General features: G+C 68.4%; 13 protein-coding genes. 11 read left to right on the top strand and 2 right to left on the bottom strand.

Annotation, left to right across the window (positions count from 1 at the left end; all coding sequences use genetic code 11):
• Positions 1 to 283 precede the first annotated feature (283 nt).
• Positions 284 to 1,618, top strand: a complete 1,335-nt coding sequence (locus CW348_RS04710) for a Gfo/Idh/MocA family protein (protein ID WP_011292131.1) — start codon at positions 284 to 286, stop codon at positions 1,616 to 1,618.
• Positions 1,619 to 1,797: 179 nt separating this feature from the next.
• On the opposite strand, the gene CW348_RS04705 is transcribed toward CW348_RS04710, so the two are convergent.
• Complete coding sequence (locus CW348_RS04705; protein WP_104612710.1) at positions 1,798 to 3,318, bottom strand: aldehyde dehydrogenase (NADP(+)); 1,521 nt, start codon at positions 3,316 to 3,318, stop codon at positions 1,798 to 1,800.
• 162 nt (positions 3,319 to 3,480) lie between these two features.
• Here CW348_RS04705 and CW348_RS04700 point away from each other — a divergent pair, with 162 nt between their 5' ends.
• From CW348_RS04700 to CW348_RS04655, 10 genes are all read left to right on the top strand, one after another.
• Positions 3,481 to 4,635, top strand: coding sequence for a Gfo/Idh/MocA family protein (locus CW348_RS04700; protein ID WP_104612711.1), 1,155 nt, complete (start codon positions 3,481 to 3,483; stop codon positions 4,633 to 4,635).
• Complete coding sequence (locus tag CW348_RS04695; RefSeq protein ID WP_104612712.1) at positions 4,632 to 5,489, top strand: PmoA family protein; 858 nt, start codon at positions 4,632 to 4,634, stop codon at positions 5,487 to 5,489. Before CW348_RS04700 ends, CW348_RS04695 begins: the two co-directional genes overlap by 4 nt.
• Before the next feature lie 23 nt (positions 5,490 to 5,512).
• Positions 5,513 to 6,427 carry an NAD(P)-dependent oxidoreductase gene (locus CW348_RS04690; protein WP_016188785.1) on the top strand — a complete coding sequence of 305 codons (915 nt, stop codon included), beginning with the start codon at positions 5,513 to 5,515 and terminating at the stop codon, positions 6,425 to 6,427.
• Positions 6,428 to 6,498: 71 nt separating this feature from the next.
• Entirely contained in the window at positions 6,499 to 7,533 is a 1,035-nt protein-coding gene (locus tag CW348_RS04685; RefSeq protein ID WP_011292136.1) for a LacI family DNA-binding transcriptional regulator, read from the top strand.
• Between the two features lie 269 nt (positions 7,534 to 7,802).
• A complete protein-coding gene (locus CW348_RS04680; RefSeq protein ID WP_011292137.1) occupies positions 7,803 to 8,483 on the top strand; it encodes a GntR family transcriptional regulator in 681 nt (226 codons plus the stop codon).
• 120 nt (positions 8,484 to 8,603) lie between these two features.
• A complete protein-coding gene (locus CW348_RS04675) occupies positions 8,604 to 9,581 on the top strand; it encodes a tripartite tricarboxylate transporter substrate binding protein (RefSeq protein ID WP_011292138.1) in 978 nt (325 codons plus the stop codon).
• A 5-nt stretch (positions 9,582 to 9,586) separates the two neighbouring features.
• The gene (locus CW348_RS04670) at positions 9,587 to 10,087 is read left to right on the top strand and encodes a tripartite tricarboxylate transporter TctB family protein (RefSeq protein WP_011292139.1); all 501 of its coding nucleotides are present in this window, start codon (positions 9,587 to 9,589) and stop codon (positions 10,085 to 10,087) included.
• Positions 10,088 to 10,220: 133 nt separating this feature from the next.
• Entirely contained in the window at positions 10,221 to 11,723 is a 1,503-nt protein-coding gene (locus CW348_RS04665; RefSeq protein WP_011292140.1) for a tripartite tricarboxylate transporter permease, read from the top strand.
• Positions 11,724 to 11,753: 30 nt separating this feature from the next.
• Positions 11,754 to 12,620, top strand: coding sequence for a dihydrodipicolinate synthase family protein (locus CW348_RS04660; protein WP_104612713.1), 867 nt, complete (start codon positions 11,754 to 11,756; stop codon positions 12,618 to 12,620).
• Between the two features lie 73 nt (positions 12,621 to 12,693).
• Complete coding sequence (locus CW348_RS04655) at positions 12,694 to 14,412, top strand: dihydroxyacetone kinase family protein (protein WP_219821483.1); 1,719 nt, start codon at positions 12,694 to 12,696, stop codon at positions 14,410 to 14,412.
• A gap of 133 nt (positions 14,413 to 14,545) precedes the next feature.
• Here CW348_RS04655 and CW348_RS04650 read toward each other — a convergent pair whose 3' ends face one another.
• The gene (locus CW348_RS04650) at positions 14,546 to 15,625 is read right to left on the bottom strand and encodes a mandelate racemase/muconate lactonizing enzyme family protein (protein WP_011292143.1); all 1,080 of its coding nucleotides are present in this window, start codon (positions 15,623 to 15,625) and stop codon (positions 14,546 to 14,548) included.
• Positions 15,626 to 15,628: the final 3 nt, after the last annotated feature.

Below are 15,628 nucleotides of genomic sequence, written 5' to 3'. Positions count from 1 at the left end.
GTGTCAACGATTTGACCAACAGAAAAACTCCTCTTTTCCTCGGATGTTCAGCAAAATCCCTGATCGGACGCGTGTGCAGCGGTGAGAAACCATCTCAGCACACTCCGTGCCCCGCATCCCCGCGCCAGCCCTTTTCGACCTCCCGGTCGAGGTAAGCGGTATCCCTACCTGGAAAACCGAGAACCATCGTGAAGAGGGGGTTTCCCGCAGGAATCCGGGGTTCTGCCGCACTTCTCCCACCTCCCTCTGCACAGAGTCATGGAAAGCGTTTACCATATGGAGCGTGAACGAACACACACCACAGCCAGGAGTCGAACCCTCTCCCGCACCACGCCGCTACGCGATCGTGGGCACCGGGTCACGCGCCCGGATGTACACCCGTGCCCTGGTCACCACCCATGCCGACCGCGGCCGTCTTGTCGCCCTATGCGACCCCAACCGCACCCGGATGGCCGTGCATAACGAAATCGTCACGCAGGCAGGATACGACCCGGTCCCCACCTACCACCCCGACGACTTCACCCGGATGCTCGACGCTGAGGCGGTCGACGAGGTGATCGTGTGCACCGTGGACCGGCTGCACGCCGACTACATCGTGGCCGCCCTGGACGCGGGCCGCGACGTCATCACGGAAAAACCGATGACCGCCGACCTTGAGGGCTGCCGCCGCATCTACGCCGCCCAGGAGCGCACCGGCGGTCGGGTCACCGTCGGCTTCAACTACCGCTACAACCCGGTCCACCGCCAACTGCACACCCTGCTGCGCTCCGGCGTTATCGGAGAGATCGGCTCTGTCCACTTCGAATGGCTGCTCGACCTGCGCCACGGGGCCGACTACTTCCGCCGCTGGCACCGGGACAAGCACAACTCCGGCGGCCTGCTAGTGCACAAGGCCAGCCACCACTTCGACCTCGTCAACTGGTGGATCGGCTCCCGTCCCACCGAAGTCTTCGCCTGGGGCGACCTGTTCTTCTACGGGCCGGAGAACGGCCGCCGCCACGGGGTAGCCGCCGACTACGAGCGCGCCCACAACAGCCCCGCGGCCGAAAACGACCCGTTCGCCCTCCACCTGCGCGACAGTGCGGACCTCACCAAGCTCTACCTGGACGCTGAGCACGAGGACGGCTACCGGCGCGACCTCAACGTCTTCGGCCCCGGCATCACCATCGAAGACGACATGTCGGTGCTGGTGCGCTACGCCTCGGGAGTCAAGCTCACCTACCACCTGGTGGCCTACGCCCCCTGGGAGGGCTACCGACTCGCGATCACCGGCAGCCGGGGCCGCCTCGAGCTTGACGTCACCGAATCCCCGTGGACCTCGCCGCACCAGGACGAGACCACACCGGTACGGGGCATGCCCGCCCCCAAGGAGAACACCACTGCCACCTTGACCCTGCGCCCCCACTGGGAGCCGCCGCAGAACATCCCCGTCGCGGTCGGCGAAGGCTCGCACGGCGGCGGCGACATCCGCATGCTCGACTCGCTGTTCGGCGGCGGAGACGACGGTATCCGTCCCGACCACAACGACGGCGCCTATGCCCTGCTCACCGGGCTTGCCGCCAACAAGTCGATGGAGACGGGCGCCCCCGTGGTGGTGGACACGCTCCTGCACGACTAGCCCGCACCCGAGAGTCCCGCGCCGCTGTCCCCTCCTGAGGCGCGGGATCCCTGCGCCCCCGGTGGAAGTGGCCGCCGCCGGGGGCGCCTCGCCTGTCGGCCGCTCATTTCATCCGGGACAGCGCCTCCAGGGCTGCCCGGCGAGGTGCCGAGCAGCCCTGGGCACTGCGCAGCGCCCCTTTAGTGCTCCGGCAGCACCAGGCGGCCGTTCACCCGGCGCGGCACCGGGTGTTCCGGGTGGTCCCGCAGTTCGTCGGGAAGCAGCCGCTGCGGAGCGTTCTGCCAGGTCACCGGCTTCAGGAAGCGGCGCATCGCGGTCATGCCCACCGAAGTGTGCAGCGCGTTGGTCGTCGCAGGCCACACCCCGCCGTGGGTCATCGCCCAGCTCACCGCCACTCCCGTGGGGTAGCCGTTGTAGACCAGGCGGCCGGCCATAGCGCGCAGTACCGGCGCCACCTCGTCGGCGAACTCCTCGTCGTCTTCGGCGATGAGGGTGGCGGTGAGCGAGTCCGGCACCTTCGCCAGGGCCGCGCGCAGGTCGTCGAGACCGCGGTAGGTGACGAGCACGGTCACGGGGCCGAAGCACTCCTCGGTGGCGGCGACGGTGAGCTCTTCGGCGCTCGTCTCCAGCAGCCGCACCGGCACGCTCCAGCCGGCGGAGTCGGCGGGGGCGCCTTCGGCACGGCGGCGCACCGCGGGGTCGTCGGCGGTCTGCTCCCAGCGGGCCAGGTAGTCTCGCTGGATCGCGGCGTTGAGCAGCACCACGGGCTGCCGCTCGGCTACGGCCGCGGCAATAGCCTCGCCCACCTGTTTTCCTGCCGCATCGTCGGGGAGGAAGACCAGCCCCGGCTTCGTGCAGAACTGGCCCGCGCCCAGGGTGAAGGAGCCCACAATTCCTTCGGCGATCTGCTGTGCCCGGGCGGCAGCCGCTGCCGGGGTGACGACGAGCGGGTTGATACTGCCGAGCTCGCCGTAGAAGGGGATGGGGTCGGGGCGAGAGGAGGCGAGGTCGAAGAGGAACCGCCCGCCGCGGAGCGATCCGGTGAAGCCCACGGCCCGGATCACGGGATGACGTACCAGGGCGGCCCCGGCCTGCTGCCCGTAGACGATGCCGAGGACACCGTCGGGGGCCCCGGCCTCCCGCAGGGCGCGGACCATGATGTCGTAGCAGAGCTTCGACGTCGCCGGGTGGGAGGAATGTGCTTTCACCACCACCGGGCAGCCCGCGGCGAGCGCCGAGGCGGTGTCCCCACCGGGCACGGAGAAGGCGAGCGGGAAGTTGCTGGCGCCGAAGACCGCGACCGGGCCGAGGGGCACGAGCATACGCCGCAGGTCGGGGCGGGGCCCCATGGGGGTGTCCGCTGCGTGGTCGATCGTGGCTTCCAGGTAGGAGCCTTCTTCGAGGGCGGCGGCGAACTGCTCGAACTGGAAGCAGGTGCGGGTGAGTTCACCATTGAGGCGGGTTTCGCCCAGCGCGGTCTCCCGGTCGGCGACCGTGACGATGGCCGCGCGCTCCGCCTCCAAGGCCTGGGCTACAGCGCGCAGCAGCGCGGCCCGCTCAGCGCGGGACATGGCGGCTAGGACGGGGGCGGCCTGCGCGGCGGCCCGGCACAGCGCATCCACCTCGGCGTCGCCGGTGGTGGCGGCCACGGTCTCCACGGGCGTGCCGGTGCGTGGGTCGATGCTGACGACGTCTGCCATGGGCGGTTGCACGTCCTCTCGTTGACATGGCATTCCGGCGCCGCCTACATTGGGCAAGCGCTTTCCATTGACGATAGCAGCCAAGGGAGTCGATGTCGTGAACACCGTCACCGCCACACACCCCAGGCCGATTCCCCTTCGCGGACCTCGGGTGATGCCGCGATGACCCCCACCCTCCCCATCCCGGTCGTCCTCGCCGGCGTGCACGGGCACGGCCGCTCCCACCTGCGCACCCTGCAGCGCCTCAGCGAACAAGGGATTGTCAGGCTGGTGGGGGTGTGCGACCCCCGTCCGGTACCCCCCTCCCTGTTGGACGGCTTCGGGTCGGTGACCTACTCCCCCGACCTCTCCGACGTGCTGCGCACCACCGGCGCCGCGATCACCATCCTCGTCACCCCCATCCACACCCACCTGCCGCTCGCCCGGACCGCCCTCGAACACGGCTCCCACCTGCTGGTGGAGAAACCCCCCACCGCCACGCTGGCCGAGTTCGAGGAGCTGTGCACGGCCGTGGCCCTCTCCGGCCTGGCCTGCCAGGTGGGTTTCCAAAGCCTCGGCTCTTCCGCTGTGGCAGCCGTGCGCAGTCTCATCGCCGACGGGGCAATCGGCGCCGTGCGCGGCATCGGCGGGGCGGGCACCTGGATCCGCACCTCGGCCTACTACGAGCGCGCCGCGTGGGCGGGCCGCCGCCGACTGGACGGCCGCGACGTGGTCGACGGGGCCCTCACCAACCCCTTCGCGCACGCCATCATCACCGCCCTGGCCGTCGCCGACGCTGAGGGGGCCGTGTCCGGCCCCATCGAACTGGAGCTCTTCCACGCCCACGCCATCGAAAGCGACGACACGTCGTGCGTGCGGTTCCGCTCCTCCACCGGCGTGCCAATCTCGATCGCGGTCACCCTGTGCGCCGCCGAACATCGCCCGCCCCAGCTCGTAGTACACGGGGATACGGGGAGGATCATCTTCGAATACACCCTGGACCGCGTCACTCTCGACCGGGACGGCGCCGACCCCGTCACCACGGTGTATCCCCGCACCGGCCTCATGGAGAACCTGGTAGCCCACATCACCCGGGAAGTGCCGCTCCTCGTCCCGCCCGAGGCCACGCGCGGCTTCATGACCGTCCTGGAAGCGGTCCGGTGTGCGCCCGACCCGCGTCCCATCCCCGAGTCGGCCCAGCAGGTGTCGGTCACCGCGGAAGGAACCCGCCGCATCGTGTCCGGCATCGACGAGCTTGTCCACCGCAGCGCTTCCCACATCGCCCTGTTCTCCGAACTCGACGCCCCCTGGGCATCGATGACCGAGGTGGCCCCGTGACCAATCCGACCCCAGCTCCAGCAACCCTCTCGGTGTGCGGCACCGTCGTCGCCCGCTACTGCGACGGCTCCGACGTCGCCCCCACCCTCTCCCCTCGCCCCTACCTGCACCCTGTCACCACCCTCGGCCAGACCACCGTCACCGAGGTCTACCCCGACGACCACCGGCACCACCTGGGGGTCAGCATCGCGGTCGCCGACGTGTCCGGAGTGAGCTTCTGGGGTGGCCGCACCTTCACCCGGGACCGCGGCTCCGTCATGCTCGACAACCACGGCCGCCAGCGCCACGTGTCCTGGATCACAGTCGATGACGCACACCTCGTGGAACTGGTGTCGTGGACTGCGCCGGACGGCACAGAACTGCTGCGGGAGGAACGCTCCTGGACCGCGCGTCCGATAAGCCCCGACGCGTGGGCTCTCGACGTCGCCACCCGGCTGTGCAACACCAGCGGACGGGACCTGAGCATTGGCAGCCCGGCGACCAACGGGCGTCCCCGGGCCGGCTACGGCGGCTTCTTCTGGCGGGCCCCGATCGCCGCAGAACCGCCGCGGGTCTTCGGCCCCGGCCTCGACACCGAAGACCAGTTGCACGGCTCCCGCGCCGCCTGGCTGGCGCTGGTCGGCCGTTCCCCGCAAGGACGCGCCTGGACCTTGGTGTTCACCCAGGACGGCCCGGAACGCGACCCGTGGTTCCTGCGGGCCGCGGAATACCCCGGCGTCGGCACAGCCCTCGCCTGGTCCCGCAGGCTCCCCGTCCCCGCGGGGAGCACCCTGGAACGGCAGGTGACCACGGTCATCGCCGACGGCTGCCCCGACCCGGCTGCGCTCGCCGACGCGGCCCGGAAGCGTCCATGACCTTCGGTAGAAAGGCGGTATCCATGCGTGTCCTGGTCACCGGCGGTTCGGGACGGCTCGGCCGCAGTGTGGTCGCGGTGCTCGCCGACCGCGGTCACGAGGTCACCTCCGTCGACCTTGTGGACGGCCCGTGCCCTGACGGGGTCCGCGGCGTGGTCGCGGACCTGCTTGACGACGACGCCCGCGCCCGCGTATTCGCGGAAGCCCGTCCGGAAGGCGTGGTCCACCTGGCGGGCATCGCGGTCCCGTTCGCCCGCCCCGACCTGGAAATCCTCGACATCAACACCCGGCTGGCCTGGGCGGTGCTCACCGACGCGGTCGCCTGCGGGGCGCGCTGCGCAGTAGCCGCGTCCAGTCCCACTGTTTTCGGGTATAATACTCCCTCTTGGCGCCCCCGTTACCTACCCTTAGATGAGGAACACCCGGTGGCGCCGTGGCACGCCTACGGGTTGAGCAAGCTCATCATCGAAGAGACAGTGCGTGCGGTGGCCCGCACCAGCGGCGACTGCGTGGTGGCGACGGTACGGCCCGGATACGTGATCGCCCCGGAAGAGTGGGAGGGCGCTCCCACCCAGCAGGGGCACACCGTAGCTGAACGGCTGGCCAATCCGGAACTGGCAGCGGTCTCGCTGTTCAACTACATCGACGCCCGCGATGCAGGCGAACTGTTCGCACTGATCCTCGAACATCCGGAGCGGGTGGCTAACGGACAGGTCTTCCACGCCATCGCCGAGGACCCGCTGGCCACTCGTCCGTTGCGGGAACTACTGCCGCAGTTCCATCCCACCACTGCGGGACTGGCCGAGACGCTGGCCGACAGTCAGGCAGCTTTCAGTTCAACCGCTGCCTTCAAGGCCCTAGGCTGGCGTGCTAGGAGGCAGTGGCGTACTGAACTTCGGGAGAACGTCCAGGGCGGAGGCGGTGGTGCGGGCTCCTGAGCCGCCACCGCCGCCCCACGAGCAGAAAGGAAAGAGTTTTCCTGGTGGCACGCAGGGGAAAGGGCGACGGGGTGGGATCCGGGTACGTGACACTGGAGCAGGTCGCTAAACACGCCGGGGTCTCCCTGGCAACCGCGTCGCGCGTGATCAACGGAAGTACCCGGCAGGTCGGTGAGAAACTCCGGGAGCGCGTCACCGCGAGCGCCCGCGAGCTGGGTTACCTGGCCAACGCGTCAGCACAGACACTGGCCCGCAACACCAGCTCGCTGGTGGGGCTCATCGTGCACGACATCGCCGACCCGTACTTCTCCAGCATCGCCGCTGGAGTCACCCGCCACGCTGAGGGTGAGGGTCTCGTCGTGGTGCTGGGCACGACCGGACGCGCTCCGCAACGCGAGGTGCAGCTGCTCTCGACCTTGCGCGCGCACCGCGCCCGCGCGGTGGTCCTGGTGGGTAGCCGCACGATCGACGAGGAGAGCACCCGCAAACTCGCTGACGAGATCCGCATCTTTACCCGGCAGGGCGGGCGGGTCGCCTGCGTTTCCCAGGAGGGCCTGCCCGCGGACACGGTGGTGCCCGACAACCGCAACGGCGCTGCCGCGCTGGCCCGCCACCTCATCGAGCTGGGGCACCGCAAGTTCGCGATCTTGGCTGGCCCCACCGACCTGTGCGCTGCCCGCGACCGGCTGGACGGGTTCCACTCGGCCCTGTCGAGCGCGGGGATCGAGCTCGCCTACCACAACGTGGTGCACGGCGCGTTCACCCGGGACGGGGGGTATGAGTCGACCAAACGGCTGATGGCCACGGGCACCGACGCGACCTGCCTGTTCGCGGTCAACGACGTGATGGCCACCGGTGCGATGGCGGCTTTGCGGGATCTGGGGCTGCGAGTGCCGGAGGACCTGTCCGTGGCAGGTTTCGACGACATCCCCACCCTCCGCGACCTCACCCCGGCGCTGACCACGGTGCGTCTGCCCTTGGAGAAGATGGGCGAAGAGGCGGCCCGGCTGGCCCTGGACGGGGAGACGCCTGACGAGCCGCGGGTGATCCCCGTGCAAGGCGAGGTCATCGCCCGGGAGAGCACAGCACCGCCCACCCGGAGCTGACTGCTGTCCACCATCTCTGGCTTTGCCTGCTTCCAGCCGCAGGCCCCGCGGGGCCTGCGGCTGTCGTCGTCTTGGCCGTGTCGTGCACAGCGGTGGATGCCCTCTCGCTATCCCCCGCCAGAAAATTCGCTGTCCGACGACAACCCCTGCCCCTCGGCGTTTTCCGTTACTTTCCCTGTTCAGATGCGAAAAACCGCACGCAGCGGACTTGACGTGCGCCACATCGCACGCCAGTCTGTTAACTGTCAACGGTTAACCGAAAGGAAACGATGCCGGAGATCTCGCCCATTAGACCGCAGGCTCTAGGGGATCAGGTCGCCAGTGAACTACGGCGCCTCATCATCACTGGCCGCTACGCTCCAGGCACCCCTCTCGTGGAAAGCCACCTGGCTGCGCAGTTCGACCTGAGCCGCGGACCGATCCGCGACGCCCTCAAGATCCTGGCGGCCGAAGGGCTCATCGATACCAACCGCCGCAGCGCCACAGTTGTGGGGCTCAGCGGGGCCGACATCGACGAACTGTTCTCTTTGCGGGAGGCGATGGAACGGTTGGCACTCCGCATCGCGCTGGACCGGGACCGGGCCAGCCTGGTCGCCGGACTCAACCGTGCACTGCATGCCATGCGCCGCGCCGCAGAGGAGCACGACCCTACCGCCTTCACAGCAGCCGACCTTCGTTTTCACTCGGTCTTCTACGACGTCGCCGAACACCGCAGGCTCGGCGACGTCTGGGCTCAATACCGGCCCACGATCGAAATGCTGCTGTTGGCATCCAATGAGCGCTACACGGACCTCACCCCCTCAGTCAGGGCGCACGAACTGCTCGCCCGCCTCATAGAGGAGGGAAACCCCGAGGCCGTGTTCGCAGAACTACATGAGCACCTGGACAACGCCAGGCGCCGGCTCCGTCAGCCTTACACAGCCCAGGAGACCACTTCAGCACAGGAGTAGCAGTCCCCCGCGTTGAGAGCGCCCCCACAAGGGGCCAGCCAGTGAATACCTCCGATCATCGGATCTCCGGATCAGCAAACACTGTTAACGAAAGTGACTCGTCACATCAAAGGAGGCGGCATGCGCCCCACCATCATCCGCACCGCGAGCGGTGTGCTCACCTTGGCCGCCCTCGTGACCGTCGCGGGCTGCGCCGACCGCGGAGCGACTGTTGAGGACGCCGCGGACTACCCCAGCAAAGACGTCACCCTCATCGTCCCCTACCAGGCTGGCGGCGCTTCTGACCTGGCTGCCCGCACGCTCGCCAACCAGATGGAGCAGCACCTGGGGACCAACATCATCGTGGAGAACCGCACCGGAGGCGCCGGTTCAGTGGGCTTGCAGCACCTGGCCGAGGCCCACGCCGACGGCTACACCATCGGCTACCTGCCGGTGGAGACCGTCATGCTGGGATTCCAGGGATACGACATCGACCCCGCCAACTATGATCTGATCGGTCAGATGGTGTCGGTCCCCGCGACTATCGCCGTCCCCGCCGACAGCCCGTACCAGACCCTCGACGACCTGCTCAAGGCCGCTGAGGAAGCCCCAGGAACCATTACCGTCTCCAACTCCGGGGCGGGCTCCATTTGGGAAGCCACGACCACGGCCCTGGGTGAGGCCACCGGCACCGAATTCAAACCGGTTCCCTTCGACGGTGGTGCGCCTGCCGTGACCGCCGCCATCGGCGGCGAGGTCGACGCCGTCATCGCCGGAATCTCGGAAACCACACCTGCCCACGCTGAAGGCCAGCTCCGCGTCCTCGCTGTCTTCGACGAGGAGCCGTCGCCCAGCCTGGAAGGCGTGCCCACCGCGATCGAGGAAGGCGTGGACCTCACCATGGGCGGCTGGGGCGGCATCGGCGCGCCCGCCGGACTCCCCGAAGAGATCAAGCAGACCTTGGAAGAGGCGTTCACAGCCGCTGCCTCTTCTGAGGAATTCACCAAGGTCATCACGGACTCCGGCAACATCCCGGTCAATGTTCCCGCGGACGAGTTCGCCTCATTCGTGGAAAGCGAGGCGCAGAACTTCAAGGCCCTCCTGAGCGACCAGGACTGATCGGCATGGCCGCTTCGCCTCCCCACGGCAGTGGCGGGCCGTCCCCTGTGGCGGCCCGCCCCGCCTCACCAGTACGTGAACTGATTCCGGCGCTCGCTGGGATCGCTGTAGCCGCCGGTGCCCTGGCACTGGCAGCAGAGATTCCGGAAAAAGCGGGGCTGACCAGTTTCAGTCCGCGCTGGTGGCCGGAAGGACTTGCGTTCCTCCTGCTGGGGCTCAGCGTCCTTCACGCCGTCCTGGCCTTGACGCGACCCGCAGCTGCAGCAGAGCGTCCTGCAGCAGCCCACCGCACTGGGGTGCTCCGGCTGACCGCGATGCTGCTGTCGATCCTCGGCTACGGCGTCCTCTGGTACTACGTGGACTTTCGAGTCTCCACGACCGTACTGCTCATTGCGCTGGTCTACCTGGGCGGTGGCCGGGGCTGGAAGGCGCTACTCGTCTTCCCCGCGATCGTCACCGCCACCCTCTACCTGCTGTTCGGCGTCCTGTTGAAAGTCCCGATCTGATGCGCCCACCACAGCGTGACCGTGTGCTCCGCCCCTGCGGCGGAGCTCCATCCGCCCCTCCCACTCACCCACCGAGAGGAGGCAAGGGCCTGCCTCCGCGCCCGTTACCGGAGCAGACGGCCCTGATGATCCGATGAGTCCTCTCGTTGCAGGCTTCAGCTCGCTGCTGGACCCCACCGTCCTGTCGTGCATCGCCCTAGGAGCGGTCCTAGGCATGCTGGTCGGTGCTTTTCCCGGTATCACCGCGACCATGGCTGTCGCGTTGGCCAGCGGCTTCACCCTGACTTTGGATCCTCTGCCGGGTCTGGCGGTGCTGCTGACCATCTACGTGTCCTCCAACTTCGGCGACCGGGTCCCCGCGATCCTGGTCAACACCCCGGGAACACCCGCCTCCATCGCCACGACCTTCGACGGCTATGCGATGGCTCAACAGGGCAAGGCCGGCCTGGCATTGACCTCGTCAGCGTTCGCCTCGGCGGTCGGCACGTTCGCCGGCCTCCTCCTGCTGATGTTTGCGGCCATCCCCTTGTCACGACTGGCCCTGCAATTCGGCCCTGCCGAGATGTTCGCCCTGGTCGTCTTCGGTTTGACGATGATGATCGGGGTTTCAGGGGGCCGAGTCGTCAAAGGGCTCATGGCCGGTGCCTTCGGGCTCCTCCTCGGTGCGGTCGGCCGTGACCCGATCACCGGCGACCTCCGATTCACCTTCGGCCTCGTAGAACTGTCCGACGGGGTTCCCTTCATCGCCGCCATCATCGGCCTGTTCGGTATCGCCGAAGTCTTCGACCAGATCATCACCCACCGCTCCGGAAGCAGCGCAGCACCGATCACCCAGTTCGGTAAGTGGTTCCCCACTCGCGCGGACTGGCGCACCATGCTCAAACCGCTGGCTGTGGGCAGCGGAGTGGGTGGTGTGGTCGGCGTAGTTCCCGCCACCGGCGGCGACATCGCCGGGATTCTCGCCTGGGATCAGGCACGGCGCGTCTCCGCCCACCCGGAGAAGTTCGGCAAAGGATCCCTCGAAGGCCTCACCGCTGCCGACACCGCCTCCAACGCCACCTTGGGCGGGTCTACCACCACCTCGCTGGCTCTCGGTATCCCCGGTGACTCGGTGATGGCTGTGATGATCGGCTCCATGATCGTCTGGGGCATCCAGCCCGGGCCGTCACTCTTCACCAGGAACCCTGAACTGGTCTACAGCATCGCGGGGATCATGATCGTGGCCACGCTGCTGGCCCTCGGACTGAGCTTGCTCCGCATGCGCAGCGTCGCCAAACTGCTCGACCTGCCGCGCCACTTTCTGTGGACGATCATCCTGATCTTCTGCATGGTCGGCACCTACGCCGTCAACAACAGTATTTTCGACGTCGGCGTGATGCTGCTCTTCGGCCTCGTCGGCCTGTTCATGCGGCGTTTCTCCATCCCGGCCGGCCCGGTCGTGCTCGGCCTCCTGCTCGGCAAGCTTGCCGAGAGCAATCTGCGCCGCGCCTTGGAGATCGGCGGGGTGTCCAACATCCTGACCAGCCCGATCGCCGTGGCAATTCTGGCGGTAAGCCTGCTGGCTCTGGTGCTGCCCGCGCTGCGCGCCATGCGGCAGCGCCGCCGCACCACCCCCGCGACCCCCGTCGCTGAGTGACCTTCCTGCCCCACGTCGAGGAGACCGCGCATGTTCGAGGCGCAACTCATTACTGCTCTGCCCACTCCCTTCACCGCTGATGAACGGCTTGACACCAGCGGACTGGCCACCCTGACCACATGGATCCGCGACAGCGGAGTCGACGGTGTCTTCGCCGCAGGCACCACCGGCGAATTCACCGCTTTGGACGACGATGAACGCCTGGAAGTGCTGCGGGTCGTGCTAGAGGTGTTCGGCCCCGACCGCACCTACGCCCATGTAGGCGCGGCCACCTCCCGGCAGGCCGAACGGCTCGCCCGAGCCGCGGTGGCCGGCGGAGCCCGCAAACTCGCCGCCATCACCCCGTTCTACCTGCCCGCTCCCGAAGACGCGGTCCTGCGCTACTTCGAACGGATCGTTGCTGCAGCGGGGGACGCTCACGTGTTCGCTTACCTGTTCCAGGCGCGTTCCACCACCCCCGCGACTCCGCCTCTCCTGCGTCGGCTTGCCGACGTCGGCGTGCGCGGAGTCAAGATCAGCGGGGAAAGCGACGCGACCGTCGCGGCGTTCCTCGCCGAGGCTCCTCACGGCTTCACGTTCTTCTCCGGAAACGACCTGTCCTATGCCGAACTCGTCCGCTCCGGTGGCACGGGGGTCGTCTCCGGAGTCTCCTCGGTGTTCCCCAAACCGTTCATCGCCTTGCGCGATGCCCTGCGCACCGGCGACGCCGCACGGGCGGCCAGCGCGCAGCCACTGGTGGAACGGGCGGTCGCCGCGGTCAAAGCAGGCAACATCGCCCACCTCAAAGCGGCACTAGCCCTGCAGGGCCTTCCCGCAGGACCGCCCCGGGTCAGTTGCGAGTCCGTCTCCGACACCGACCTCGCAGAACTGCGGGCAACGATCGCCGTTGCGGCCTGAACTGGCCGCACCCCACCCATCCACCCGGTGTGGCGGACCCCGTTGTCCGTTGTGCTGTCCCACGAAGAAGCGAGTGAGCGACGTGGCATTGAAAAAGATCATCAACAACCCCGACGACTTCGTCGACGAGTTGACCGAGTCACTGCTCCTGGCCCACCCCGACCGGCTGCGCGCGGCTTCCCCAAACCGGCGCGCTCTCGTCCGCGCGGACGCGCCCGTGCCAGGGAAAGTCGGGATCGTGACCGGCGGCGGCTCGGGTCACCTGCCCCTTTTTCTCGGCTATGTCGGCCAAGGGCTGGCGACCGGTGTCGCAATCGGCAACGTCTTCTCTTCTCCCTCCGCCGAACAGATCGCCGCAGCCACCCGCGCCTCCCACGGCGGGAAAGGCGTGCTCTACCTGTACGGCAACTATGGGGGTGACATCTACAACTTCGACTTGGCCGCTGACATCGTCGCCGCCGAAGGAATCCGCACAGCGACCGTGCTGGGCACTGACGACATCATGTCGGCGCCGAAAGGCAAGGAGGCGACGCGGCGCGGGGTGGCCGGGCTGTTCTTCGCCTACAAGACCGCGGGTGCGGCTGCCGAACGCGGCGATGACCTGGACCGTGTCCGGGCCATCGCGCAACGCACAGTCGACGCCACCCGGACTATGGGGGTGGGGCTCTCACCGACGATCCTGCCCGCAGCGGGGGAGCCCACCTTCACCCTGGCCGACGGTGAGATGGAGATCGGTATCGGCATCCACGGCGAGCCGGGCAGCTACCGGGGCCCGTTGGAGACCGCGGACGAAATCACCGACCGGTTTCTCACCGAAATTCTTGCTGAACTGGACCCCGCCCCGAACCAGCGGGTCGCGGTCTTGGTCAACGGGCTGGGGGCTACTCCGCTCGAGGAGCTCTACCTCATCTACCGGCGGGCCCACCAGATCCTCACCGAACGCGGAGTGATCATCCACCGCCGCTACATTGGCGAGTTCGCCACCAGCCTGGAGATGGCGGGAGCGTCCCTGTCGCTGCTGCTGCTCGACGACGAGCTGGCGGAACTCCTGGATGCGCCTGCCGCTTCCCCGTTCTTCTCTCAAGGACAGACCGCGCCCGTAGAGCCGGTCGAGTCCGCCACCGATGTTCCTGGTACCCAAGCGACCGCGGCAACCGACACGCAGGTACGGCGCACCGGGCGGGCCAGCACCCTGCGCACCCTGCTCCTCGATGTCCTGGCTGACCTGCCCAGGCACGCTGAAGAACTCCGTGCCCTGGACGCCCGCCTCGGCGACGGTGACCTGGGAATCACCGTGTCCGCCGGTGCGGACGCGGTCCGCGAGGCACTGCTGGCTTTGCCGGAGGATGTCCACCCGGCCGACCTGCTGCGGGCCGCAGGGGTGGCGTTCGCTTCTGCTAACCCCTCCACTTTTGCCGCGCTGGTCGGCGCCGGACTCTTGGGGGCTGCGGCCGAAGCTGAAGACCTCACCGAACTCACCCTGGCACACGCCGTGCCGATCACCACGGCTATGGCCCGGCGCGTCCAGGAACGCGGCGGCGCCCAGCGCGGCGACAAGACCTTCCTGGATGTGCTGTGGGCGGTCGTCGACGCGCTGCCTGCCGCGTCTGATGCGCGGACAGCCGCCGCAGCCGCGGCCAACGCTGCGGAACGCACGGTCTCTGAGACCCGGAACCTGGTTTCGGCTCGGGGTCGGGCTGCTTGGGTGGGCCAGCGCAGCGCCGGAGAACTCGATCCCGGGTCGGTGGCAGTGCTGCGTTTCCTGGAGGATCTGCGCGACCGGATCAACTGAGATCCTGCCGGTCTGCTGCTTCGCTTGATCGCGCAGCGGCCCCTTTCTTCTCTGCTCCGGTCGCCGTGGCCCGGCACGGGTTGTGCTCTCCTTCACACGGGCGGGAGGAGAGCACAACCCAGGGCGGTACAGGTCACCCGATGGGGGCCAGGTCGGCCGCGAACTCCAGTCCGTGGCCCGGGCCGGTCTGCGCGGTCGCCCACCCCGCGCTGATCTCCACACCGCTCGGGCGGGCCAACGCTCCCAGCGCCGCGAACGAGGCGCGGTCGATGTCTTCGACCATGGCCACCCTCGGGAGGCACAACGCTAGTTGGGTGGAGAGTTCCGGCAGCAGGTGGGGGGCTACCGGCACGCTGTGCCGGGCGGCCAGCTCCGCGATCCGGAGAAACGGGGTGATACCGCCCACTCGCACCGCGTTGGGCTGGGCGATGTCACACACCCCCAGTTGCAGCGCGGTTTCGAATTCGGCGATCGTGCGCAGGTTCTCCCCGATCGCCAGCGGAATCCGGGTGTGTGCCCGCAGCCGCGCATGCGCTGCCAGGTCATCGGCGGGCAGCGGCTCTTCCACGAAGTACGGGTCGAACCGTTCCATGGCGGCGAGGGCCCGGATCGCTGTCGGCAGGTCCCAGCGCTGGTTGGCGTCGATCATGAGGAGCCGGTCCGGTCCGATCAGCTCCCGGACGGCTGCGACCCGTTCCACATCGCGTTCCAGCTCGGGCGAGCCCACTTTGATCTTGACCGCGCGGTGGCCGGCGGCAAGCCAGCCTCGCACCTGCTCCAGCAGCTCGTCCAGGGAGTAGTCGAGGTTGACTCCGCTCCCGTAGGCGGCCACCCGGTCGCGCCGCCTCCCGATCAGGTCCACCAGGCTTGCCCCGGCGGCCCGTGCGGTGAGGTCCCACAGCGCGATGTCTACCGCGGCGATCGCCATGAGGGTGAGCCCGCTGGTTCCGGCTTCCCGCAAGTGCCAGCGCAGCTCCTCCCAGCGGGCGTACGGATTCGCATCGCGGCCCAGCAGCACAGCCGGGCAGTCGTTGCGGAGCAGGGCCAGCACCGCCCCCGCCCCGATCAGCGGAGTCCAGGCGAACCCGGTACCGGTCTGTCCGGTGTCGGTGGCCACTCGGACCACGACCACGTCGTTGCGGTCCACCCCGCCGTCCCAGGCCCGGTGCAGCGGCAGCCGGTACGCCTCAGCGGTGATCTCGGTGATCCGCATAGG

Origin of the sequence: Thermobifida sp., from assembly GCF_017577275.1 — a bacterium.
Taxonomy (GTDB): domain Bacteria; phylum Actinomycetota; class Actinomycetes; order Streptosporangiales; family Streptosporangiaceae; genus Thermobifida; species Thermobifida fusca.
This window is presented reverse-complemented; position numbering and strand designations above follow the sequence as displayed.